General features: G+C 36.2%; 22 protein-coding genes and 2 pseudogenes. 5 read left to right on the top strand and 19 right to left on the bottom strand.

The genetic code is table 11. The annotated features are described in order from the left end of the window. Window positions 1-72 precede the first annotated feature (72 nt). The 5 genes from ACFQ18_RS02145 to ACFQ18_RS02165 are packed head-to-tail and all read right to left on the bottom strand — an operon-like array spanning window position 73 to window position 5,180. The gene (locus ACFQ18_RS02145; protein ID WP_204797857.1) at window positions 73-894 is read right to left on the bottom strand and encodes a carbohydrate ABC transporter permease; all 822 of its coding nucleotides are present in this window, start codon (window positions 892-894) and stop codon (window positions 73-75) included. Window positions 895-897: 3 nt separating this feature from the next. Then, window positions 898-1,794 carry a carbohydrate ABC transporter permease gene (locus tag ACFQ18_RS02150; protein WP_204797858.1) on the bottom strand — a complete coding sequence of 299 codons (897 nt, stop codon included), beginning with the start codon at window positions 1,792-1,794 and terminating at the stop codon, window positions 898-900. Window positions 1,795-1,846: 52 nt separating this feature from the next. Continuing rightward, the gene (locus ACFQ18_RS02155) at window positions 1,847-3,160 is read right to left on the bottom strand and encodes an ABC transporter substrate-binding protein (RefSeq protein WP_204797859.1); all 1,314 of its coding nucleotides are present in this window, start codon (window positions 3,158-3,160) and stop codon (window positions 1,847-1,849) included. A 44-nt stretch (window positions 3,161-3,204) separates the two neighbouring features. Continuing rightward, complete coding sequence (locus ACFQ18_RS02160; protein WP_204797860.1) at window positions 3,205-4,368, bottom strand: diphosphate--fructose-6-phosphate 1-phosphotransferase; 1,164 nt, start codon at window positions 4,366-4,368, stop codon at window positions 3,205-3,207. Next, window positions 4,365-5,180 carry a DeoR/GlpR family DNA-binding transcription regulator gene (locus ACFQ18_RS02165; protein WP_204797861.1) on the bottom strand — a complete coding sequence of 272 codons (816 nt, stop codon included), beginning with the start codon at window positions 5,178-5,180 and terminating at the stop codon, window positions 4,365-4,367. The genes ACFQ18_RS02160 and ACFQ18_RS02165 overlap by 4 nt, the downstream gene beginning before the upstream one ends. A gap of 519 nt (window positions 5,181-5,699) precedes the next feature. Between ACFQ18_RS02165 and fba the strand changes: the two genes are divergently transcribed. Further along, window positions 5,700-6,566 carry a class II fructose-1,6-bisphosphate aldolase gene (gene fba / locus ACFQ18_RS02170; RefSeq protein WP_204797862.1) on the top strand — a complete coding sequence of 289 codons (867 nt, stop codon included), beginning with the start codon at window positions 5,700-5,702 and terminating at the stop codon, window positions 6,564-6,566. A 158-nt stretch (window positions 6,567-6,724) separates the two neighbouring features. On the opposite strand, the gene ACFQ18_RS02175 is transcribed toward fba, so the two are convergent. The 6 genes from ACFQ18_RS02175 to rpiA all read right to left on the bottom strand — a co-directional run bounded on the left by ACFQ18_RS02175 (window position 6,725) and on the right by rpiA (window position 12,828). Further along, window positions 6,725-8,002 carry a TRAP transporter large permease gene (locus ACFQ18_RS02175; protein WP_204797863.1) on the bottom strand — a complete coding sequence of 426 codons (1,278 nt, stop codon included), beginning with the start codon at window positions 8,000-8,002 and terminating at the stop codon, window positions 6,725-6,727. Window positions 8,003-8,012: 10 nt separating this feature from the next. Further along, on the bottom strand, window positions 8,013-8,504 hold the full coding sequence (locus tag ACFQ18_RS02180) for a TRAP transporter small permease (RefSeq protein WP_204797864.1): 492 nt from the start codon (window positions 8,502-8,504) through the stop codon (window positions 8,013-8,015). Window positions 8,505-8,565: 61 nt separating this feature from the next. Next, window positions 8,566-9,582 carry a TRAP transporter substrate-binding protein gene (dctP, locus tag ACFQ18_RS02185; protein WP_204797865.1) on the bottom strand — a complete coding sequence of 339 codons (1,017 nt, stop codon included), beginning with the start codon at window positions 9,580-9,582 and terminating at the stop codon, window positions 8,566-8,568. A gap of 16 nt (window positions 9,583-9,598) precedes the next feature. Further along, window positions 9,599-10,681, bottom strand: coding sequence for an NAD(P)-dependent alcohol dehydrogenase (locus ACFQ18_RS02190; RefSeq protein ID WP_204797866.1), 1,083 nt, complete (start codon window positions 10,679-10,681; stop codon window positions 9,599-9,601). Window positions 10,682-10,719: 38 nt separating this feature from the next. Beyond that, the gene (locus ACFQ18_RS02195; RefSeq protein ID WP_204797867.1) at window positions 10,720-11,745 is read right to left on the bottom strand and encodes a zinc-dependent alcohol dehydrogenase; all 1,026 of its coding nucleotides are present in this window, start codon (window positions 11,743-11,745) and stop codon (window positions 10,720-10,722) included. A gap of 402 nt (window positions 11,746-12,147) precedes the next feature. Continuing rightward, window positions 12,148-12,828 carry a ribose 5-phosphate isomerase A gene (gene rpiA, locus ACFQ18_RS02200; protein WP_204797868.1) on the bottom strand — a complete coding sequence of 227 codons (681 nt, stop codon included), beginning with the start codon at window positions 12,826-12,828 and terminating at the stop codon, window positions 12,148-12,150. A gap of 178 nt (window positions 12,829-13,006) precedes the next feature. Between rpiA and tkt the strand changes: the two genes are divergently transcribed. After that, window positions 13,007-15,001 (top strand): transketolase, encoded by a 1,995-nt coding sequence (gene tkt, locus ACFQ18_RS02205; RefSeq protein ID WP_204797869.1) that lies wholly within the window; start codon window positions 13,007-13,009, stop codon window positions 14,999-15,001. Between the two features lie 214 nt (window positions 15,002-15,215). Here tkt and ACFQ18_RS02210 read toward each other — a convergent pair whose 3' ends face one another. Both ACFQ18_RS02210 and ACFQ18_RS02215 read right to left on the bottom strand, forming a co-directional pair. Continuing rightward, window positions 15,216-15,365 carry a YjcZ family sporulation protein gene (locus ACFQ18_RS02210; protein WP_083452649.1) on the bottom strand — a complete coding sequence of 50 codons (150 nt, stop codon included), beginning with the start codon at window positions 15,363-15,365 and terminating at the stop codon, window positions 15,216-15,218. A 28-nt stretch (window positions 15,366-15,393) separates the two neighbouring features. Beyond that, a complete protein-coding gene (locus ACFQ18_RS02215) occupies window positions 15,394-15,495 on the bottom strand; it encodes a YjcZ family sporulation protein (protein ID WP_083452650.1) in 102 nt (33 codons plus the stop codon). A 231-nt stretch (window positions 15,496-15,726) separates the two neighbouring features. On the opposite strand from ACFQ18_RS02215, the pseudogene ACFQ18_RS02220 reads away from it, so the two are divergent. Beyond that, window positions 15,727-15,834: pseudogene (locus ACFQ18_RS02220) on the top strand (pentapeptide repeat-containing protein); the annotation flags it as partial. Between the two features lie 184 nt (window positions 15,835-16,018). On the opposite strand, the gene nagA reads toward ACFQ18_RS02220, so the two are convergent. Then, the gene (gene nagA / locus ACFQ18_RS02225; protein WP_060669252.1) at window positions 16,019-17,191 is read right to left on the bottom strand and encodes an N-acetylglucosamine-6-phosphate deacetylase; all 1,173 of its coding nucleotides are present in this window, start codon (window positions 17,189-17,191) and stop codon (window positions 16,019-16,021) included. A 190-nt stretch (window positions 17,192-17,381) separates the two neighbouring features. Here nagA and ACFQ18_RS02230 point away from each other — a divergent pair, with 190 nt between their 5' ends. Further along, window positions 17,382-18,110, top strand: coding sequence for a GntR family transcriptional regulator (locus ACFQ18_RS02230; protein WP_047184142.1), 729 nt, complete (start codon window positions 17,382-17,384; stop codon window positions 18,108-18,110). Between the two features lie 262 nt (window positions 18,111-18,372). Here ACFQ18_RS02230 and nagE read toward each other — a convergent pair whose 3' ends face one another. From nagE to ACFQ18_RS02255, 5 genes and pseudogenes are all read right to left on the bottom strand, one after another. Continuing rightward, entirely contained in the window at window positions 18,373-19,836 is a 1,464-nt protein-coding gene (gene nagE / locus ACFQ18_RS02235; RefSeq protein ID WP_204797870.1) for an N-acetylglucosamine-specific PTS transporter subunit IIBC, read from the bottom strand. After that, window positions 19,808-19,981, bottom strand: a complete 174-nt coding sequence (locus tag ACFQ18_RS02240) for a hypothetical protein (RefSeq protein WP_379565615.1) — start codon at window positions 19,979-19,981, stop codon at window positions 19,808-19,810. Before ACFQ18_RS02240 ends, nagE begins: the two co-directional genes overlap by 29 nt. Window positions 19,982-20,061: 80 nt before the next feature. Then, window positions 20,062-20,652 (bottom strand): annotated as a pseudogene (locus ACFQ18_RS02245) (SIS domain-containing protein); the annotation flags it as partial. Between the two features lie 221 nt (window positions 20,653-20,873). Then, a complete protein-coding gene (gene nagB, locus ACFQ18_RS02250; protein WP_060669254.1) occupies window positions 20,874-21,608 on the bottom strand; it encodes a glucosamine-6-phosphate deaminase in 735 nt (244 codons plus the stop codon). Window positions 21,609-21,736: 128 nt separating this feature from the next. Continuing rightward, window positions 21,737-22,171 (bottom strand): PaaI family thioesterase, encoded by a 435-nt coding sequence (locus tag ACFQ18_RS02255; protein WP_052771634.1) that lies wholly within the window; start codon window positions 22,169-22,171, stop codon window positions 21,737-21,739. A gap of 481 nt (window positions 22,172-22,652) precedes the next feature. Here ACFQ18_RS02255 and ACFQ18_RS02260 point away from each other — a divergent pair, with 481 nt between their 5' ends. Beyond that, complete coding sequence (locus tag ACFQ18_RS02260) at window positions 22,653-24,347, top strand: methyl-accepting chemotaxis protein (RefSeq protein ID WP_204797872.1); 1,695 nt, start codon at window positions 22,653-22,655, stop codon at window positions 24,345-24,347. Window positions 24,348-24,408 lie beyond the last annotated feature (61 nt).

Here is a 24,408-nt window from a genome sequence, read left to right on the forward strand (position 1 = left end):
TCTTTAAGCTAACAATATAGTTTTAAGTCTAAGGTAAAATAGTGTTATCCTCCTATCATTTAGGATTAATTTTTATTTCACACTACCAGCAGTAAGCCCTTGTAAGAAGAACTTTTGTACAAATAAGAATACAATGATAAGTGGTGCACTAGCCATAAAAGATAGAGCCATTAACGCGTTCCACTCCGTTGTAAACTCCCCAATTAACATCCCGATTCCAATTGTTAACGGACGAGAAGCTATTGAGTTCGTTAACTGAACAGCAAATAAGAACTCGTTCCAAGCTAAGATAAATGTGTAAACAGCTGTTGATATTAATCCTGGTAAACTAGGTGGCAAAATAATAAAGAAAAACGTTCGGAATGGTCCACAACCGTCCATTTTCGCAGCTTCATCTAATTCTCTTGGTATCGTGTTAATGAAATCACGTAACATCATAATAGAAAAGGGTAAGGCAAATGAAGTATATGCCAATATTAGAGCCCAGTACGTATCGTATAAACCAATTTTTGATACGAATAAAAAGTATGGAATGACTAATAAAACCATAGGAAACATTTGAGTTAATAGAATATAAATTAACGCAGTTTTTTTTCCTTTAAATTCAAAACGAGAAAATCCATACCCAGCAAGTGCGGCAAAGAGTACACAGATAAATGTAACAGCAATAGCAATAATGTAACTGTTAATAAATAATTGCATCAAATCTTTATTACTAAAAACCTTTGCAAACGCCTCCCATGTAAACTCTGGTGGTAGTATACTTAATGGTACAGCAAATACGTCAGGGTTGGACCTGAACATAACACTGACCATCCACATGATCGGTACTAGCGCGATACTACCTAATACGATAATAGATAAATAGGTTGCCACTCTCCCTCTGTTCGCCATCAACTAGTCCCCCTTACTAACAGATTTCCGAATATAAAAGAATGATAACGTTACCATAATAAATAGCATAAATAACGCCGCTGCAGATGCATATCCGAAGTCTAGTTTTCTAAATGCAAATTGATAAATATAAGTGGATAATATTTCTGTACTATTCATTGGTCCCCCGCCTGTCATCAGGAAAACAAGATCAAACGCACGGAAGTTCCAAATAAATTCTAATGTTGCTAATGTCAAAATAATATTCTTCATGGAGGGGATGGTAATATAAAATAACCTCTTAAAGAATCCGGCCCCATCTAATTCAGCTGCTTCATATAAATCTTTCGGAATCGTTTGAAGTCCAGCTAATAACATAAGCATCATAAATGGAAAGCCTCTCCAAATATTGGCTACGATAATTGAGGCGAGAGCAGTTTTTTCATTCCCTAACCAAGCAGTTTGTGCTAGAGAATCTATCCCAATCAAACCTAGGAAATGGTTTATAAGACCAAAAGGATTAAACATTAACATAAAAATCGCAGCAACTACGGTAGAAGATGTTAACCATGGAAAAATTAACACCGAACGAAATACCGCGCGAAACCTTGTATTAATTGGTTGGTTTAATAATAGAGCGAACGTCATTCCGATTATGAAACTAAAGGCAACACTTATAACAGTAAAAACAATTGTATTAATTAAGGATTTCCAAAATAGTGGATCTCTAAAGAAACGTGCATAGTTTTCTGCCCCAGCGAAAATAGGGTTATCTGTATTGGAATAATCATAAAAACTCATGACAATAACCTGGTATAACGGATAGGCTGTTAATAGTAATAACAGCAAAAGTGCAGGTAGGATGAAGGATATCTTCTTAAAATAATCATAGTATTGATTATGGTATCCATTGTTTTTCATACTTGTACCTCCATTATTGAAAGGGTCCACTAAGGAACCCTCCCACCATCTCTTATTTTTCTAGTGCCTCATTCCAATAAGCTGCTGCATCATCAAGCGCTTCCTGTGCAGATTTTTTACCAGATAGATAGTTTTGAACTTCTATTGTGAATTGTTTTCTTAAGTCGTCTGCATTTGGAAGATAGTGGTCAATTACTTCTACACGATCAAAGTTCTTGTAACTATCAACAAATACACTTAAGTAGGAATCTTCTGAGAAGTATGGATCTTCCATTGTTTTAGAGTTGTACGGGAAAAAACCAGTTGCCTGATCCCATAATAATTGTCCTTCTGCACTACTCATGAACTCTAGAAATTTCCACGCCGCCTCTTTTTTATCACTTTTCGAAGTGATTGATAATACAGAACCTAGCGCAATGGTTCCTGATTGTACTCCTTTAGGAAGTGGAGCTACACCAAAGTCCAAATCAGGGTTTAAGTTTTTCTGAATGTTCACTCCCCATGGACCTTCAAACATAAAGGCTACGTTTCCAGCTGAAAAGTTTGCTCTCTTTTCTTTTTCCCCTGCATTGAATGCTCCAGGAGTCATTACTTCATGTTCATTCATTAATTCATTTAAAAATTCTAAACCCTTCACGCCTTCAGGTGAATTAAAAACAGCTTTACCATCTTCTAGCATTTTCCCACCAGCTTGAAGTATAAAAGGGATAACTTCATAACTGATGGCAGTTGGAGGTTCTACTGCTAAGTTACCTGTTAATGCATAACGGTTTTCATCAGGATCCGTTAGTTTAATAGAAGCATTTACTACTTCTTCCCAAGTAGTCGGTACTTCTACCCCAGCTCCTTCAAGCAATGCTTTATTATAGAACATTGCCATAGTTCCGTTTGTGATTGGAACACCATATACATGTCCATTGTATTCTTGTAACATTGGTCCTTCTAATTGTTGTTGTTGCTCCTCTGACATAGTAGTGAGGTAATCATCAATCGGATCTATTATCCCTGCTTCAGCAAATTCGATTAACCAAGCACCTGATGTAGTAATAACATCTGGTGGATTACCAGATAAATCTAAAGAAAGAATTTTGTCATGTTCTTGAGCGAAAGGAATATCTTCAATTACAAGTTCAATATCAGGGTGTTTTTCTTCAAAAGCTGCTTTTACCTCATAAATTTTGTCCGGACCTTGCTCATTCACCCAATGTTGTAACCAAGTGATTTGTGTTTTTCCATCTTCTGTTTTTTCTTCAGTTGAATCCTTTGTTCCTTCACCTTCAGATTTATTTGCAGTTGATGGCGGACTACATGCTGCTAAAATAAAAGTAGCTGTAATGAATAAGAACAATAATTTTTTCAAGTTCATTCAATTTCCCCCTTGTATTAAGTTTTTAAGGATTAAATATAAAATTAACTCTTTAACTGCATTAAATCATACAATTTTATTGATTTTGATGAGGCGTTTAAATCAATGAATGGATGGATGTATTCTTGGAACGCTAATGTTGGCAGTTGTTTAACATCATCCCAATAGTGCGACGGTAATACCCTTTCTTCTCCACAGACACGAGATAGTTGAACAGGTTTTATGTTTATTTTGTAAGGGTCGTGATTCACCCTCTCAACCCCCACCATTTTCCCTGTTTCACCAGCTAATGCGATTGTAACAGCCTCCCTTCCTATTAATTCTGCCTCTTCTAAATCTAGTAATGCTCCATTGGAACATGTATATATACTGCTTGGAATAGTTATCTTTGTTTTGATTGCAATATGCTGTTGAATCACATTTGCAATCTTATAACTAATTCCACCGTTATACTTATTTCTAGGATTGTTTTTATTAATTTCAGATTGTAGATGTTTTATCTTCATGTGATCTGGTATTAATAGAATAGCAGATTGATGACGTACAGTAGTTTTTTCAACATCTTCTAAAATCTGTTGCATTTCCCATTCCTTTTCAGGTAAATATGCAAGGATTGGGAATTTTCTCTTCCTTGCCGCTCCAGCTGCCATTAACCATCCAGAGTTTCCACCCATTACTTCAACAATTTCTATTTGGTTTCTGGAACGAAGGGATTGGAAATCTAACTCAATTCCTGAAAGTATTCGATCTAAAGCAATTGATGCCGAAATATATCCTGGTGTATGATCGGTTCCTTCTATATCATTGTCAATGGTCTTTGGAACAAAAATACACTGAATATCAAAATTTCTATCCTGGCATATTTCATCGATATTCGTAATCGTAACAGCGGATCCATTTCCGCCAATGTAAAACAGAACATCAATATGCAACTCATCTAAACGAGTAACAATTGTCTGTAAATCATCTTCTGTTAATTGATACCTAGAACCACTTAAAAAAGCTCCTGGCTGATGTTTTATAGTATTCAGTTGATTTGTAAAACAATTCAATTCTATTAAATCGTTGTTCAAAATTCCTTCCATCCCATTGATAGACCCGTAAACTTTATTTATTTTCTTACGATCAACTGCTTCCTTCACAACTCCATACAATGTAGAATTAATGACAGGTGTTGGTCCTCCTGATTGCGCAACTAGAACATTCATAACGTAACCTCCTTCTTTTCAGCTACAATTACATTTATTTGTTTTTCTAATCTTTCCTTATCCTCCAGCTTAATCCCATCATCCACAATTAGATAATGATCCTTATTTAATGGTGAAATGGGGAATGAACTTCGATTACCAATCTTAGAAGAATCCACTAACCAATACACTGCCTTTGTAGAGGAAAGTAATTTTTTCTTTACATCCCCTTCCAAAATATCACTACAGGTGAAACCATAAGATGGAGAACAGCCAGATGCGGAAATAAAAAGTTTATCTGCATGTAGAGATGTAATGGCATTCTCAAGGATAGAGCTAATCATGGTCGTTGTCTTCGATCGAAAGACCCCGCCGAGCACTATCTTCGTTATCGCATTATTCGATTCTAATACCTCCGCAATATTTAATGTAGTAATAAAAACGGTTAGTTTTATATCATCAGGTATGTTCTTGGAAAACTCATATATAGTAGAACCTGCATCAAGTAAAATACTTTCATTATAATTAAGTAAAGTTGCCGCCTTTTTTGCAATCGCTTTCTTTTTTTCTAAATTTAATTTCCTTTGTTCTTGGAACCGTTCATTTAGAAAGTCATTTGAGTATTGATTTATCTCCTCTTCTTTTTCCTCTTCTATCCAAAGAACACCACCGTGAACCTTTTTTATATTTGTCGTTTCCTTTTCTAAAATTTCGATATCTTTTCTTGCCGTAACAACAGATATATCAAATTGACTTGCAATCTCATTAATGCTTATGACACCCTTTTTCTTTATATATTGAAACATTAATTGAAGTCGCTTGCTTACGAACATTTTCTCACACTTTCTCTTTTTGTCTTTTCTTTATTTTAAATTACTTTTTCACTTTTGTAAACATTAAAATTCTTACTATTTTAAAAATTTTTATTGTTTTTTATTTTACTTTGCATTATTATGACTTTAGAGATATAAAAAAGGGGGCAATTTTTATAAGTTTCATGATTAACTTGCCGGAAGGTTCTCAAGGTTCTCAAACCGTTCAAGTAGCTCAACAATTAACAGACGAAGAATATTCCACTCGTGTTGTAATTATGCCATTCTAAGAGTTATTTAATGAGCCAGTCCGAGGAATACAAAGAACTTATTCTTCCAGCAAATGTTAAAAATCGGGTAATTATTGAATTAGCTACTCCATATGGCTAGAATTCGATTAAAGGACCAAAAATAATCAATTTTGGTATTAATGAATTTGGTGGTTCAGGAAACGAATTAACAGAGCATTATGGTTTCACGAGATATGATTAAAGAGAATGTAAACAATTATATAAAGGAAACGAAGGGAGTTACAAGTTTATGACATTAGTTCCCGTGACAGAAATGCTCCAGAAAGCTAAAAAGAATAAATATGCTGTTCCTCAATTTAATATTATTAATATGGAATTTACTCAAGCAATAGTAGAAGTTGCAAACGAAGAAAATTATCCTGTTATTTTAGGAGTTGGGGAGCCTACTATTCAATACATGGGGATGGATTATATCATATCGATTGTAAATGCCGCTACTAAAAACAGTTTGGTTCCTATTGCTTTACATTTAGATCATGGAAGTAGTTTTGAAGTAGTGATGAAATGTATTCGAGCTGGTTTCTCTTCCGTCATGATTGATGGATCAAGTCTTTCGTTAGAGGAGAACATTATCCTAACGAAGAAAGTAGTGGAAGCAGCTCATTCGGTAGGGGTTTCTGTTGAAGCTGAACTCGGAACAATTGGTGGTACCGAAGATGATATCACTGTTAAGGAAGAAGACGTTATTTTACCAAACGCAGAAGAGGCAATTGAATTCTGGAAACAGACGCGAGTAGATGCTCTTGCTGTCGCGGTCGGAACTGCACACGGAATGTATAAAAAGAAACCAAACATTCAATTTGATGTTATTTCGGAAGTTGCACAAGCTGTACCAGTTCCACTTGTTCTGCATGGCGGTTCTGGTGTACCAGACGACGATATTACGAGAGCAATTTCATTAGGTGTATCAAAAATTAACGTCAATACGGAAAACCAAGTTGCATTCACCGAAGCAGTTCGAGCAGTACTTTCAACTCAAAGTGAAATTTCGGATAGTCGCATATTTTTACGTACGGGAAGGGCTGCAGTAAAAGTTATGGCAAGATCTAAGATTCAGTTGTTTGGGGCAAATTATAAAGTGCTGCATCATCATTAACATTGATAAATCCGTGGGGATGTTTTTCTCCATGGATTATTTTATTGACGACGAAGATTTCAACCACATCTCCCAATCTTCACAAACAAAAAAAGCTGTTCTTAAGACCATCAAGATCTAAAGAACAACCCTTTTTCATTTAATAAAAATCAATCATTCTATCCCTTCAACAAATAAGGTAACCATGTTGATAAGAATGGTAAATAAGTAATTAGCAATACATCAACTACCAGTATGATGATTAGTGGTATTGCAAACCGCGCTACCCTGAGTAACGGTACTTTGGTGAGCTGTGATACAACGAACAAGTCTATACCAACCGGTGGTGTAACTAGTCCAATTGCTAAGTTACATACCATAATTATCCCGAAATGTAATGGATCGATTCCGAATCCAATTGCAGTATCTAAAAGTAATGGAACTAAAATTAGAATGGCAGCAGATCCGTCCATAAACATACCCATTAAGAATAGGATAATGTTAATTACTAATAAGAATAGATATTTATTATCTACAAATTCTTGTAGGAGTCCGGTAACTAAATCGGGTACTCCTGTAATTGAAAGGAAGAATCCAAATAGTCCTGCAGCACCAATAACTAACATAATGATTGCTGTAGATTCAGCAGATTTCTTCAAAGACTTCCAAACGTCTTTAAAACTCATTTCTCTGTAGATGACGATTCCAACAAACAAAGAATAGAATACTGCAACTACAGATGCTTCTGTCGGAGTGAAAATCCCCCCATATATACCACCTAAAACAATAATCGGCATTAGCAATGCAAGAATAGACTCTTTAAATGCTACTGCAAGATCTTTGAGGTTTTTACGTTCTTCTCTAGGAATATTATCTCTTTTAGCAAAAAAGAAGGCGCTTAGAACAAGGGAAAATGTGATAAGTATACCTGGTAACACACCGCCCATAAATAGATCAGCTATGGAAACCTCGGCAGTTACCCCATAAACAATCATGGCAATACTAGGAGGGATAATAATTCCAAGCGCCCCAGCTACCGCTTGGTTCGCTGCAGCATACTCAATTTTATACCCCTTAGCAACCATAGCTGGAATTAAAATCGAACCTATAGCAGCAGTTGTGGCTGCCCCCGAACCAGATAAAGCCGCGAAGAACATTGATGTTACAATAGCAACCATAGCGAGACCACCAGTTAAATGTCCAATTAATGCGCTCGCAAAATTAACTAGTCGTTTTGCGATTCCGCCAACCCCCATTAAATTTCCTGCAAAGATGAAGAACGGAATCGCCATTAGTGGAAAGGAGTTTAAAGAGTTAAATATTAATTGAGGTACAAGTTGTAATGATAGTGTAGGGTGCATCTCAGCCCCAATTGCTGTAGCTAACCCGAGTGAGACTGCAATCGGAGCACCTAGTATGATAAATACTAAAACGGAAATAAAAAATATTGGTAACATAAGCCGAATCTCACTCCTTTCCCTTAATGAATTCGTTAAAGATGGAGCCAATTGAATTCAATGTTAAGAATAGGCCACCAAGCGGCATACTTAGGTAAATAAGAAACATGGATAAGCCTGTTCCTGGTGCAATTTGATTACTAGAATGAGAAGCGAACTCCCAACCATAAATTACTAGAATAACGTAAAAGACAATAGAAATTAATTCTGAAATAACCTTAATCCATTTACTCACTTTATCACTAAGTGCTTCATGAAGAGCATCTACCGCTATTAAACTACCTTTCTTTAACGCAGTTGCAGCACCGAACATTACTAGATAGACCATTAAGAATCTGGAAAGTTCTTCTGACCAAGAAGATGGAGATCCTATTAGATACCTTGACACAACCTGCCAAAATATTAACACGCTCATTACCCCTAAAATAACAGCTAATGCGTTTTCGATTATTTTATTTACATAATCTAAATACTTTACATATTTTTTGGCAATTACGTTCATCTAAAACCACCTCTATATTTGATATAGGTGATAACAGCTAATGCCGTTATCACCTTGACTATTAATATTCCGTATTTCTAATTTTTTCTATTAGATCCTCACCAATAATTGGTCCCCATTTTTCATAAACAGGGGTCATTATAGCTTTGAATGATTCTTTGTCTGGCTCTGTAATTTCAATTCCTTGTTCTACTAAGAAATCATATGCTTCATCAATTTTTTGTTGGTTCGCATCTCTTCCAACTGGTACTGTAGATTCAGCAGCTTTAACAACTGCTTCTTGGTGTTCAGGAGATAGGCTTTCAAAACTCTGTTTACTCATTGCGATTGGACCTGGTTGATATCTATCTTCTAATAGAGCTACATGGCTTTGTACTTCATAGATTTGAGAAGTTTGAATCGTAGCAAGTGAGTTAGAGTGACCATCGATTACACCTTGTTGTAATCCAGTAAACACTTCTGTCCAAGCCATTGGTGTTGGTGCTGCACCAAATTCCTCCCAGGCATCTATTTGTAATTCATTCTCTTGTACACGGATCTTCATACCTTTTACATCATCAACAGAATTAATTGCTTTGTTAGAGCTTGTAGCTACAAATCCATTTTCTACCCAGCCCAAGACTTTAACGTTAGCTGTTTCTTCAAATTTTTGAGCTAGTTCGTCACCAACTTCACCATCTAACACAGCATGAGCATGTTCTCTGTTATCCAATAGGAATGGTAAGTCAAATACAGAAATCTCTTCTACCCAGTTAACCATTGGGCCAGCAGACTGTATAGACATATCTAGTGAATTGTTACTCATTAATTCAAATACCTCTTTTTCTCCACCTAGAGCATTACTGTAATAAATTTTTACTGTCATTTCATCGTTTGTTAGTTTTTCTAATTCTTCTTTAAAGTGTTTAGCAGCTACATCATATTTAGCACCTTCTGGTTCAGGAATACTTAAATCAAGAACAATTTGTTCGCCATTTCCTTTTTCTCCAGAGCCACTTGCTTTTTCATTTCCACCACATGCTGCAAGCATGATAGCTGCTAAAAATAATAACATTAAGACTTTTAGATAATTTTTCATCTATTTTCCTCCTTTTTTAATTAGGATAGACAACAATTTTAAGACTTCCATCTCTATCAGTTCGTGCCTGTTCCATTGCATCTTGAATCCGATCAATTGGATAAGTACCTGTTATAAAACCAGCTAAATTCTTCTCATAAGTTTCTAGTAGATTGATAGCCAATGGGAATGTATTACGGTAACGATAAAGCGTGATTAGATCAGCCTCTTTTTGCATTAAGGATGTAACATCTAATTCGACATCTTCAGGTGGAAATCCTACTGTAACAATGGAGCCACCGCGTTTTACCAGACCTACTGCTGACTTTAATGCGTTTACATTTCCGGATGTTTCAATAATAATATCTGGACCCATGCCAACTGTTGCTTTTGCTACTTCTTCTGCAGTATTGTCTTCTGTAAAATTAATGATTTTCGTTGCACCTATTTTTTTGGCTGTCTCCAATCTTAGAGGAACCATATCACTAACAACGATTTCTTTTGCTCCAAATGCCTTTGCGGCTAAAACAGTTAATAAACCAACAGGTCCCATACCTGAGATGAATACATTCATTCCTGGTTCTAACTTTCCTCGCTTAACTGCATGAATGCCAACGGATAAAGGTTCTGATAAGGTAGCGTTTTCAAAAGATAGTGTATCGGGAATTGGGAATACAAAATCTTCTCGATGCGTTACGTACTGAGTGAATGCTCCTTTATAAGGTGGTGTAGATAAGAACTTCATATCTGGACATAGATTGTAATCTCCACGTTTACAAAATTCACAAGTTAAACAAGAAACTCCTGGTTCCGCTGTAACGCGATCTCCAACTTTAAACTTCGTAACTTCTTCTCCAACAGCTACGACTACTCCTGAAAATTCATGACCTTGAACATGTGGATAATTGACTTGACGTTTACCAATATGTCCGTGAGCATAGTAGTGAACGTCAGAACCACAAATTCCTACAGCCATTACTTTGATTAATGTATCTTTTCCGCTTACACTAGGCACTCTTTCCGTATGAACATTTACCTTACATTTATCTTCAAGGTAGGCCACCTTCATTTCTTTTGGCACTACATTAGAAGTAGTTTCTACCTCTTTTACCTTTGTCATTTTTAACCAACTCCTTTAACACAATTGATGAGATTCTTTTATTCACTAGGGGAAAGCAAAACCTTAAATCCGCCTTTATTCATCACAATATCAAATCCCTTTTCCCATTCTTCTAAAGGTAGTTTATTAGAAATCAAGGGTTTCACATTAACTTTCTTAGATTCTAGTAACTGTAATGCTCTTACCCATGAAGTAGGTTCCGATGCATAACTATTGGTAATATTAATTTCCTTCATTAGCGCTAAGTCATGATCAAATGGAATTTTCTTACCATAGAGTCCAACTTGAACATACAAACCAGTCTTTTTCAATAGATGGAGACAATTATGTGCAGACGGTGCAGCCCCAGAACACTCAAAAGCTACATCAAATGTGCCCATAATGGATTGTAATTTTTCTTGTTCTTTCTCATCATCTACCACGATGATTTCCATTGCTCCTAATTCTTTAGCTAACTCCAATCTTGATCTATCTTGAGAAGTGCCAACTACTGTAACATTTCCACCGCTAGCTTGTACCACCTGTTGTGTAAGAAGACCAATGGTCCCTGGTCCAGACACGACAACCGTATCACCTGCTTTTACCGTCCCTCTTTCGATTACACTTCGTACGATACATGCAAGAGGCTCACTAAGTGCAGCTTCGTCCATGCTTATATTTTCTGGAATCTTATAAGTAAGTTCTGCTGGAACAACTACGTATTCTGCAAAAGCTCCATTTACACCAGATCCAATCGATTTTCTTTCTTCACATAACATAAGCAATCCATGCTTACAGTAGTAACACTGACCGCAAGTGACAGCAGCTGTATGAGAAACAACTCTTTCTCCTTTTTTAAAATTAGTAACATTCTTTCCAACTTCTTCTACATAACCAGAATATTCATGACCTAAAGCAACTGGATAATTTGCTGGATACTCATCCTTAAGAATATGAACGTCCGTACCACAAATGCCTGTCGCATGCACTTTGACAAGAACTTTACCGTCCCCTACAGAAGGAATCTCTATTTGTTCAAGACCAATACTTTCTTCTCCAAGTCCTTTTTTTACTAATGCTTTCATGTATATTTGTCCCCCTCTGGAACATTATTTAGTTAAGCGCTTTATCTTATACATTAATGATAGAAAAATACTTTCATTTTAAGAATTTTATATCTCATGATTAAGCGCTTACTATACCAAAAATATATTTGATTTTGTCGAATATGTCAATATAAAAATTAGCATTTTTATCAATTTTTTTAATATTACTGACAAATAATACTAAAGATATACAACACAATTCTAATTAAAGATACATAAAATATAAATTACGAACAATAAATTATCAATAATCTACAAATTACCTTTTTCAAAATTTACTATTTTAATTAATTTACCACTTCAAATATCACGATAATAAAAAATACCCCAATCCATTATGAGGTACTTTTATTTCTTAATAACTTTCTAGTAATTTAATTATTATTTCTCAACAACTTCCACTTTCCCATCCTTCCCTACCAAAACCTTATCAGCCATATTTACAAACAATCCTGTCTCAACAACGCCAACGATTCCGATAAGTTCATTATGTAATTTTTCTGGTTCGGTAATCTTTTTAAAATCACAATCTAATATATAATTTCCATTATCAGATATAAATACGTCCCCATCTTTTTCTCTTAATACCGGTTCACAACCAATTTTTTTAATTTTACTGGCTGTTACTTGCCAACCAAAAGGGACCACTTCTATTGGTAGTTTGAATGCACCTAAATGATTTACCATTTTAGTATCATCAACAATGACATAGAATTCCTTAGCCGCTGCTGCCACTACTTTTTCCCGAAATAATGCACCGCCGCCACCTTTAATTAATTGTAAACTTGGGTCTACTTCATCTGCTCCATCAATGGCAATATCAAGCTCTTGAACTTTCGAAAAGTCGGTAAGTGGAACTCCAAATTCCATTGCCCATTCCGCTGTTTTATTTGCTGAAGGTACTCCTACTATATTGATACCTTCTTCTTTTATACGTTCACCTAATTTTTTCACAGCATAATACATCGTTGAACCATACCCTAATCCAACTTTCATTCCATCTTTTATATATTTAACCGCTTCTTCACCAACTAATTGTTTTGTTTCATCGACTTGGCTCATTTCCAAAATCCTTCCTTTCCTATGTAAACCTTTTCCTAAACTCATTATAAACGAAAAACGACAAACTTACTTATTAAATTACAATTATTTAATTGTTTTTCATTTGTTTCCCACTCGTTTTCTATTATACTAGTATATAGTAATACTATTAATTACTTTATTCGGAGGGAGTTTGACAATGTCAAATAATGTAGAACAGCTAGCAGTAAATACTATTCGTACTCTTGCAATTGATGCGATTGAAAAAGCTAATTCTGGTCACCCTGGTTTACCAATGGGGGCAGCACCAATGGCATATACACTTTGGACGGATTTCATGAATCACAATCCAAAACATTCTAAATGGTTCAACCGTGACCGTTTTGTACTTTCAGCAGGCCATGGTTCCATGCTTTTATATAGTTTACTTCATTTATCAGGTTATGATGTATCCATGGATGATTTAAAATCATTCCGTCAGTGGGATTCTAAAACTCCTGGACATCCAGAAGTAAACCATACAGATGGTGTGGAAGCTACAACTGGTCCACTAGGCCAAGGTATTGCAATGGCAGTTGGGATGGCGATGGCAGAAAGTCATTTAGCTGCTAAATATAATAAAGAAGATTTAAATGTAGTAGACCACTACACTTACTCTCTTGTTGGTGACGGAGACCTAATGGAAGGTATCTCTCATGAAACAGCTTCTCTAGCTGGTCACTTAGGCTTAGGAAAATTGATCGTTCTTTATGATTCCAATGACATTTCCTTAGACGGAGATTTAAATAAATCTTATTCTGATAATGCACAAGAACGTTTCAAAGCATACGGTTGGCAAGTTCTTTATGTAGAAGATGGAAATAACCTAAATGAAATTAGAAAAGCAATCCGAACAGCTCAAGAAAATACAGAACAACCAACATTTATTGAAATTAAAACAGTAATTGGTTATGGTTCACCAAATAAATCCGCTAAATCCGATTCTCACGGTGCTCCACTTGGTACGGATGAAGTGAAATTAACGAAAGAATTCTATAAATGGGAACATGAAGCTTTCCACGTTCCGGAAGAAGTTTACGCTGATTTCAACGAAAAAATCGTTAAAGATGGTGAAGAAAAAGAAGCACAATGGAATAAGCTATTCAGCACATATAAAGAAAAATATCCTGAATTAGCAAATGAACTAGAAACAGCAATCAACAACGAACTTCCTGAAGGATGGGAAAAGGCGTTACCACAATTCACTCCTGGTGAAGATACTTTAGCAACTAGAGCATCTTCTGGTAAAGTGCTAAACGCTATTGCAGATGCTGTACCTAACTTCTTCGGAGGAAGTGCGGATTTAGCTGGTTCAAACAAAACCATGATGAATAAAGAAGAAGACTATTCAAGAGAAAATTACGCTGGACGTAACATTTGGTTTGGTGTTCGTGAACATGCGATGGGTGCTGCACTAAATGGTATGGCACTTCATGGTGGATTAAAAGTCTATGGTGGTACATTCTTCGTATTTAATGACTACCTACGTCCATCCATTCGTCTTGCATCGATTATGAATCAACCAGTTACGTATGTATTAACTCACGATTCTATCGCTGTTGGAGAAGATGGCCCAACTCACGAACCAATCGAACATTTAGCAGCATTACGTGCCATGCCTGGTCTTTCTATTATCCGTCCAGCAGATGCAAATGAAACTTCTGCAGCATGGAGATTAGCAGTAGAATCTACAGACACACCAACTGCACTTGTTCTAACTCGCCAAAACCTTCCAACATTAGAAGGTACTGGTTATGAAGGAGTACAAAAAGGTGGCTACGTATTAGTAGATTCTGAAAAAGAAACCCCAGATGCAATCCTTTTAGCAACAGGTTCTGAAGTACAATTAGCTGTACAAGCTCAATCTGAATTAAAAGCAAAAGGTATCGATGCACGTGTCGTAAGTATGCCATCATGGGATCGTTTCGAAGCACAAGACGAAGCATACAAAAAAGCTGTTCTTCCATCAGAAGTTAGAGCTCGCGTAGCTATTGAAATGGGTGCAACACTTGGATGGGAACGCTATGTAGGTCTAGACGGTAAAGTACTAGGAATCGATCGTTTCGGCGCATCCGCACCAGGAGACAAAGTGATTGAAGAATACGGATTTACAGTTGAAAATGTAGTGAAAACTGTGGAAGAAGTATTGGCATAATATTTATCCAAAAAATGCGAAGCCTTTTATAGGCTCCGCATTTTTTCTTAATCCTTTAAATCACAAATAATCCCCATCTATCTCGATAAACCAATACAAATAAGAAGAGGGTAGCTAAATTTCTAGCTACCCCATAACCGCTTTAGAGGAGGTAATAGTCTTTATTAAAGACATGAGGAAAGCTTTTAAAAAAGGTTTCTTCCATTAGAAAGACTTAGCAATACCAAGCTGCGCCAACGATGATTAGAAGGATAAACAGAACAACGATTAACGCAAAGCTGTTACCTCCGCCATATCCTGCTCCTGCTACTCCTCCACCGTATCCATATCCACCATATCCACAGTTACCAAATCCGAATCCCATAATAACACTCCTTACAAAAATTTTATTATTAATAACCAAATCCAACATATGCAGAACCTACAATAATTAACAAAATAAACAACACAACGATCAACGCAAAACCATCACCGTATCCTCTTCCATCACTCATTACAATACACCTCCTTAAGCCTTATATAGTCACTATATGCTAGGAGAATTCATGGCGACATGGATAAAATCCTAGTTTTTGGGTTTTTTTACGAGCTTGACAGAACATCCCTTATTTTAATGTGTATTCGGATGATCGACTAGAATTAAAATTCGCTTGTATAAATTAGATTAAAAGTTCAATTCAATAGCTTTCTTTATTCAACTTGGCGTAAGATTTGAAGAAACATGATTAAAAGGGACTGATATAAGCACATCTGATTTTGATTCTTTAACTGTTTCAATAGTGAAGTTAAGAGGATACAAAGTATCAACGTCTCAAGCGATACAACTGTTATAAGCGCTAAAGTGTGAAAAACAGAGGATTCAAAAGTAATCTTAACTACGTGGAACACATCTTCAAAACTGATAGTGAGGAATCTATCCCACCTAAACCTTCTTGGGAAACAAAGAAGGTAGGTGGGAGATCAACTTCCTTAAAGGTCCGATAAATGCTTCCTAGTTCATTAAAAACGATATGCCCATTACGCTCGCATAAATGAAATGTCACCACGGCAAATGGTGTATTGTATATTCAACGCATCATCAACAAGTAAAATATCGGCATCTTTTCCTTCTTTGATACTTCCCTTTCGATCATATATACCGATTTGTTTTGCAGGATTGACGGAAGCCATTTGTACAACATCACCTAACGTTACACCATCCAATCCGAGCATCATTTGCACTCCTTTATCCATTTTTAAAATACTACCAGCAAGTGTACCATCCTCTAATACCGCACGATCTTCCGTAACTTTTACAGGTTGTCCACCAAGCTCATAATCACCCGCTGGTAAACCTTTTGCCCGCATCGCATCCGTAATTAAAATGAGTCGCTCACTACCGATATTACTATAAATCAGTTGTAGCATTTCTTTTACAACATGTACGCCATCAGAAATTAATTCCGCACGAAGATCGTCCAATTGGAATGCCGCACCAACCGCTCCAATGTCACGATGATGAATCCCGTTCATCGCATTACATAAATGAGTTAATTGGCTAACCCCTTCTCCAACTGCCTTTTTAATACCTTCAAATCCAACATCTGTGTGTCCAGCAGATACGTTAATACCATTTTTATTTAAATACCCAATAAATGTACCGTCCACATCATGCTCTGGTGCCATGGTAATCGTTCGAATGTTGTTCCCTGAAAGCTCCTGCCATTTTAAAAATTGATTCAAATTGGGCTCCATAATGTATTCAATAGGTTGCGCACCAGCTTTCGACTTTTCAACAAATGGTCCTTCCAAGTGGACACCAATCATTTCTGCGTGTTTGGCTTTATTTTTATATTTTGCAACGTTCTTTAAAGCTTTCTCGATATTTTCCGGAGACTGGGTGATGGTTGTTGCTAGAAAACTAGTTGTCCCTTCTTTCGGTAGCAAGTATGCCATCGCATCCAACGCTTCCTCTGTAGCATCCATCGTATCGGCACCGTTCGCACCATGTATGTGACCATCGATGAACCCTGGAATGGCGGTTAGATTGGCACCGTTCAATATTTCTACATTTTCAGGGAGATGATTCGGTTGCTCATTTTCCCTAAAAATTTTCTTAATCTTATCGTTTTCTATTAATATTCCCCCATTAGACAATTCCTCATCTTCCAAGAGAATATGGATGTTTTTAATATATATAGATGTATTCATAGCTCACTGTTCCTTTCACATTTAAGATGTTAAACCTATAGTTGTCTAGTCATTAATATATTTGTGTACACACAATCATTATTTTGATAAAATTAAAGAAAACCGTAGTGTCCTCGTTGGCAAAAATAAATGTTGAATATTACTCGCTGACAGCTGTGGCACTGAAAACGGGCAATGAAAGGGAATACACATGATTGACAAAAATTCTCCTATCCCTATTTATTATCAACTAGAAGAAGAGATAAAACGCATGATTCAAGATCAGTTGAAACCTGGTGATTTATTGCCTTCCGAACGTGAATATGCAGAAAAATATGACATAAGCAGAATGACCGTACGCCAAGCAATTACAAACCTTGTAAAAGAAGGGTTGATTTATCGTCAAAAAGGCCGAGGTACCTTTGTTGCAGAAAGAAAATTTGAACAGGACCTATCCGGACTGTCTAGCTTTAGTGAGGACATGAAGAACCGTGGATTGATTCCTTCTAATAAACTACTTAGTTTTCATGTCATTTCAGGTCATACTTGGATAAGTTCTATACTAAAAACTGAACCAACCGATGAGATCTATGAAGTCAAACGAATCCGAATGGCTAACGACGAACCACTTGCTTTAGAAACTATTTATACACCGAAACATTTAGTTGGTGAAATCAGTGACAAGGACCTTTTTATGTCATTCTACGATTACATTGAAAAAAAATTAAATTTAGAAATTGCTTATGGGAATCAAACGATTGAAGCATCCCTAGCTCACGAAGAAGAAACCCAGTATTTAAATATCAAAAAGGGAGATCCTGTTCTCGTCATGCACCGGACAAGCTTCTTGAAAAACGACCAAGAAACGCCAATTGAATATGTCAAATCCATTTACCGCTCCGATAAATATAAATTCAAAATGCAAATGAAACGGGATTAACAGCGCTGTTTGTTGATCCTGTTATTTCCCAAAATTTATTTTAACATTGCTTCGGTTTAGATTATAGACCAATAGAAAAAACCTTATCTCTCCATATTTCTCGTAGCTTTTATTTTTTAAGTTGGCGAATGCCTTAGTTGCACTTATGCAAATCTTTATGATGGGGCGAGTAATCGGAGCCCCAGACGGGAAAGATTTTTATACTTTCCTACCTGCTAAAAAAGGCCAATATCCTTCTTAAGAATACCAGCCTCCCCCATTTTTATTCATCTTTTTTTCTTAATTTGTGTACTTCATCAGCTACGGCTTGAACCTGTGTCCCTACAATAACTTGTATGCTATGTTTTCCAACGACATTTATTCCAGGTACACCGGTTGCTTTGATTTTCTTCTGATCCACTGCGTCCATGTCTTTTACCTCAAGACGTAATCGGGTCGCACAGTTATCAACGGATATTACATTCTCATCTCCGCCAAGCCCCTCATAAATTGCCTCTGCCATCATTGCATACTTATCTTTTCCAGTAGTATTCGGTGCAGTTTCTCCAACTAGCACTTCCTCCTCATCATCATCTTCACGACCAGGCGTTTTGAAATCAAATTTGATAATTAAAAAACGGAATAGGAAGTAGTAAATAACCGCAAACACAAGACCTAAAAGAATGAGCATATATGGATTATTCGCTAGTGGAAGTCGTGAACTTAATAAAAAGTCGATAAGACCAGCACTAAAGCTAAATCCTGCTGTCCAATGGAATGTTGCTGCGATGAACAACGATATACCTGTTAGCACTGCGTGTACCACGTAAAGCACTGGTGCTAAGAACATGAATGAAAATTCAAGCGGCTCCGTAACACCGGTAAGGAAAGATGCAAACGCTACTGCCATTAGTAAGGACGCAGCTTGTTTTTTCCTTTTCGATTTCGCTGTATGATACATGGCAAGTGCTGCCGCCGGAAGCCCAAACATCATGATTGGGAAGTAACCTGCTTGATATCTACCAGTAATACCTGGCGTTCCTTCTCCATTCCAGAAGTTACCGATATCATTAATACCCGCAACATCAAACCAGAACACGTTATTTAATGCGTGGTGTAAACCAGTCGGAATTAAAATACGGTTAAAGAATCCATACAGTCCAGCACCAATTGCCCCTAGACTACTAATTGCTTCCCCAAATGAAACCAATGCGGAATATACAGCTGGCCATACAAATAATAAGATCATGGAAACTACAAGCATGGTTGCTGCTGTTAAAATTGGTACCAATCGTTTTCCACTAAAGAATGCAAGTGCTTCAGGTAATTTCACATGACTAAAGCGGTTATATAGTGCAGCCGCAATCAGTCCAGAAATAATACCAATAAAAACATTATCAATATTTTCAAATGCCATATTGACACTTTCAACTTTAATTTGTAACAAGTTGGCTACATTATCTGTTGCTAAAACAGTTGTAACAACCAAATAACCAACCAGGCCACTAAGTGCTGCTGGACCATCTTTTGCCTTTGTCATCCCTATTGCGACACCGACGGCAAATAAAATCGGAATAAAGTTTAAAATTGCATTACCCGCGCTAATTAAAAATGCCGCAATGATACTCCCAGAACCCATACCTTCAGGGTCAATTGCATAACCAATCCCCACTAATACCGCAGCTGCAGGTAATACGGCAACAGGAAGCATTAATGACTTACCTAGATTTTGCAAGTATTTCATCATAGTAAAAACCTCCTATTTTTACTTGATAAACATTTAATAAATCGATCTCAATTCTCTTTTTAGAAAACTTGGCATTCGCCACTTTAGAACAAATATCTTCATTCCACTTATGCAAGAAAGAAACTCCTCCTAATTCTGTCGACAAGAACTAAAGCCCTTCTTTTTTTATCAAAATTATAGCACGCCTTATATATAGTTGTCTATACCACTTTATGTGCTATTTGTTTAAAATCTAATTCGGTGGCTATATTTTTCCATTAATACGTGATTATGCTTATCAGCCCCGTCCACATTCCCACTTAAAAATACTGGCGGAGTTATTCCCTTTTCTACCATACGGGATATCGCTTCTGCCATCATCGCATTAAGAATAGACGCACCAACAGTGGTTGATCCTGGAGCAAAACCAACGGATACATTTTCATTCGTTAACAAGGCATCCCCCACTGGAATATGGTTATCAATTCCTACATCAACAACTTCATGTAAAAACTTCCCACTAACATGTCTTGATGTTTGCCCTTCTGCATAGACATGGGATGATAGGCCAATTACGAACGCTCCTTTTTCCTTGGATAAAAGAGCAGTTTCAATAGGAACAGGGTTTCTTCCAGAAGTGGATATCACAATCATCACGTCATTTTCACGAATATCTTGTTCTTCCATAAATGTCTTAGCATAGCCGCTCTTCCGCTCCAATTCCGATGAACAGATCGCGCCTTCATGTAGCATTAATGGCTCATGAAAAATTGGATGAATGGGGACAAGCCCTCCAGCCCGATAATAGACCTCTTCTGTTAATATATGTGAATGACCGGAATAGTTTTTTAAACAAAATTATCTTCCTTTCTTTACTCATCGTTTATCTAGATATGAAGACAATGTAATTGCTTACTTTTATAATAACAGCCTATTGTATATATGTCTATACCAGTTTATTGAACATAATATTAACTTTTTGCACCAACACAGAATAATTATCCAGTCCAACACTAAAAGAGCACCCATTTACATAGGCTGCTCTTTTCAAAATTACTTTATTTATTCTTCGTCTTAGATAATGCTGCTTCGTCTGCAATAACCGTGACATGATCGTGTTTTTGTAAGATAGATGCTGGCATTTGCTCATCTACATCGCCTTCGATTAATTGTGCAACTGCGTCGGCTTTGTTTTCACCGGAAATAAGTAATAATATCTCTTTACTTTGCATAATCGTTTTAGGCCCCATTGAAATAGCATGGGTTGGCACTTCATCCTTAGAAGCAAAAAATCTTGCATTCGCCTCACGAGTAGAATCCGTTAATTCCACAACATGCGTTGGTTTTGTAAATGGTGTTCCGGGTTCATTAAATCCAATATGACCATTCACTCCAATTCCCAATACTTGAACATCGATTCCACCTGCGTTACGGATCATTTGCTCATAATTTTCACATTCTTGATCCATGTCTTTTTCTAATCCACTTGGTATATGAACATTTTCTTTTGCAATATCAACATGATCAAATAATTTATCATTCATAAAGTAAACGTAGCTATTTGGATCTTCCTTACTTATTCCAACATATTCGTCTAAATTGAATGTCGTCGTATTTTTAAAGGAAACTTTGCCTTCTTTATTCTTTTTAATTAAACATTTGTATAAGCCTTCCGGAGTAGAACCAGTTGCAAGTCCTAATACGGGGTTTTCCAGTTTTTGCATTCTTTCTACGATTAATTCACATGCTTTTTCACTCATTGCTTGATAATCTTTCACTTGAATTATTTTCATCTTTATTCTCCTTTTTATGAAACGACTTTGCAAGAAATAGTATACTTAATAGGAAGCAGACCATCAAGAAGGAAAATGTCCGTATCTTACCTAATTTTCATAGTATCTTTACTTTCAAATTCACCAATTTATTTTTGATATCTGTAAAACGTTCCAGAGGTTTTACACAATAAATCTCCTTCTTCATTATGTACTTCACATTCCATGAAACATACTTTATACCCTTCTTTTGTATATCTTGCTGTGGCGGTAATATTCCCAGTAGATGCTGCTTTAAAATAAGAAGTCTTCAATTCTAGTGATACATACGGGGCGTCCTTTAGGCGAAAATTCAAATGCCCCATTGCTGTATCTGTCAAAAACGTGTAAACTCCCCCATGAACTATTCCGCTTGGGTTGAGCATCACTTCTGATATGGGGCACGTAATCGTACACGTTCTATTTTCATCATCATATTGAAAATCAAATTGAAAAAGTTTAAATAAAAAAATACTCTCTGGATTAAAATTTCTTTCATCGAAGGCCTTTTCAACTAACCCCATAAACTCCTTTTTTTCCATCATAAATCCCCTACCCCCTTGTCATCTTTCTCTTTTATCATATCATAATGAAAAGTCTTTTAGAGAGTGGGAAACCTAGATATTTGCCTTCTTTTTAGATTCCTATTCTAGTACTTTACATACAGGAAATTTGTCCGATATAAATAATATAATGCTTAACATTGTACTTCGTTATTTTTTATCCCACCTTTACGGGCAGTAAAACTTCCACCTAAAGCTTCTGAGGATACAAAGAAGGTAGGTGGGGGATCAACTACTCGTAAAGGTCTTATATAAGTGTGACTAACCATCCGTGTGGGGTGAAGGAAAACCCCCACGGATGGAAGTCTCCTTTATGAAAACTTGGTTTTTTCAAGCTTTTGGGCGAATGCCTTAGACACAAATATAAGATAAGAAAGGAGCCTTATCATTAATTACAGATAGTGCAGCATCAATAAAAAAGTACTTGAAAATTGAAATTACATATTAGCGAGGTGTATTCATCATGAAAAAGCTATTTAACTTTAAAAGTGTCCGAACAAAGATTATTTTCGGGTTCTCTATTGTTATCGTTCTTACACTACTATTAAGTGTTCTAACTATTAACTCTATGAATCAGTCCAATAAACAAGTAGAAAATTTAATCAATAACGAATTAGAACTATTAATTTTAGATGAACAATTAGCTAGTAATATGGCCAGCCGAACAGGATTGATTCGGGCATATTTATTATTTGACGAAAAAAGTTTTATGGACGAATTCCAAGCTGGGACCGTTCAAAGTCAGGATCTAGTAAAACAAGCTCGTGAAATTAGTGACTCCACAAAATTAGATGAATTAATTAATCAAAAAGTAGAATGGGAACAGTTAACGGATAAAGTTTTTTCAGAGTATAGTAAAGGGAATAAAGAAGAAGCTTTAGAAATTATGAAAACAACAGTGGGTCCACTTGGTAGAACATTAATTACCGAATTCGATGACCTAGCAAAAAATAGGGAAGCAAAAATTGAAAAGTTAGGTGACAATATTCAGGAAAATGGTAAACAAATTATCATAACTAGCATCATAACTTTTATTGTGGTACTTATTTTAGGGGTTATTACGGCATTTATTACGTCTAGATCAATTGTGAATCCTATTAAAACAGTAATGGAACAAATGCAAAAAATCACAAGTGGTAACTTAAATAATGATGAACTACATACCGATTCCAAAGATGAACTTGGACAACTTATTCACGCAACAAATGGAATGAATAATAGTATGCGCAACATTATGTTAACCATTAGTGAAGTTACCGCCACTGTCTCTGCCCATAGTGAAGAATTAACACAATCAGCTAATGAGGTACGTTCTGGAACGGAGCAAATTTCTACAACAATGGAAGAATTAGCTACCGGATCTGAATCACAGGCAAATATGACAACGGATCTATCGACCATGATGAAAGATTACACAGAAAAAATCGAACAAACAACAGAAAATACGGAACGAGCAACGAATGAATCCAATCAAGTACTTGTATTAGCAGATGAAGGAACTGAGTTAATGAATGCTTCTATGAAACAAATGGAAAACATTGATTCAATTGTTCAAGATTCAGTTGAGAAAGTTCAAGATCTTGATGAACAATCACGTGAAATATCCAAATTGGTTGTCGTTATTCAGGATATAGCAGACCAAACAAACTTACTAGCGTTAAATGCAGCAATCGAAGCGGCTCGTGCTGGTGAACAAGGTAGAGGTTTTGCAGTTGTGGCAGATGAAGTAAGAAAACTTGCAGAACAGGTCGGAAATTCCGTAACCGATATTTCAACTATTGTTGGTTCCATTCAGAACGAAATTAATCAAGTTACAAATTCCTTAAACGATGAATACAAAGAAGTGGAACTAGGTACAAATCAAATCCGCTTAACAAATGAGAAATTCAGCACGATCCAGCACTCTATTTCAGAAGCAGTTAATAGCATTAATTTTATTAATACGAACATGGCAGACATCGCGGCAAGTAGTCAAGAAATGAACAGTTCCATTTATGAAATCGCAGCTATTTCAGAACAATCCGCAGCTGGTATTGAGCAAACCTCTGCTTCTTCCCAACAAACAAGTAGTGCTATGGAAGAAGTTGCGGGGAGTGCAAATGAATTATCAAAACTTGCTGAGGAATTAAACGGATTGGTAAGTAATTTTAAATTGTAAGGTGGGGGATAGTTCTTTGAGGGGAACTATCCTTTTTATCTATTCTAAAAACAAGCGATGT

Origin of the sequence: Oceanobacillus caeni (assembly GCF_042678465.1) — a bacterium.
Classification (GTDB): Bacteria; Bacillota; Bacilli; order Bacillales; family Amphibacillaceae; genus Oceanobacillus; species Oceanobacillus caeni.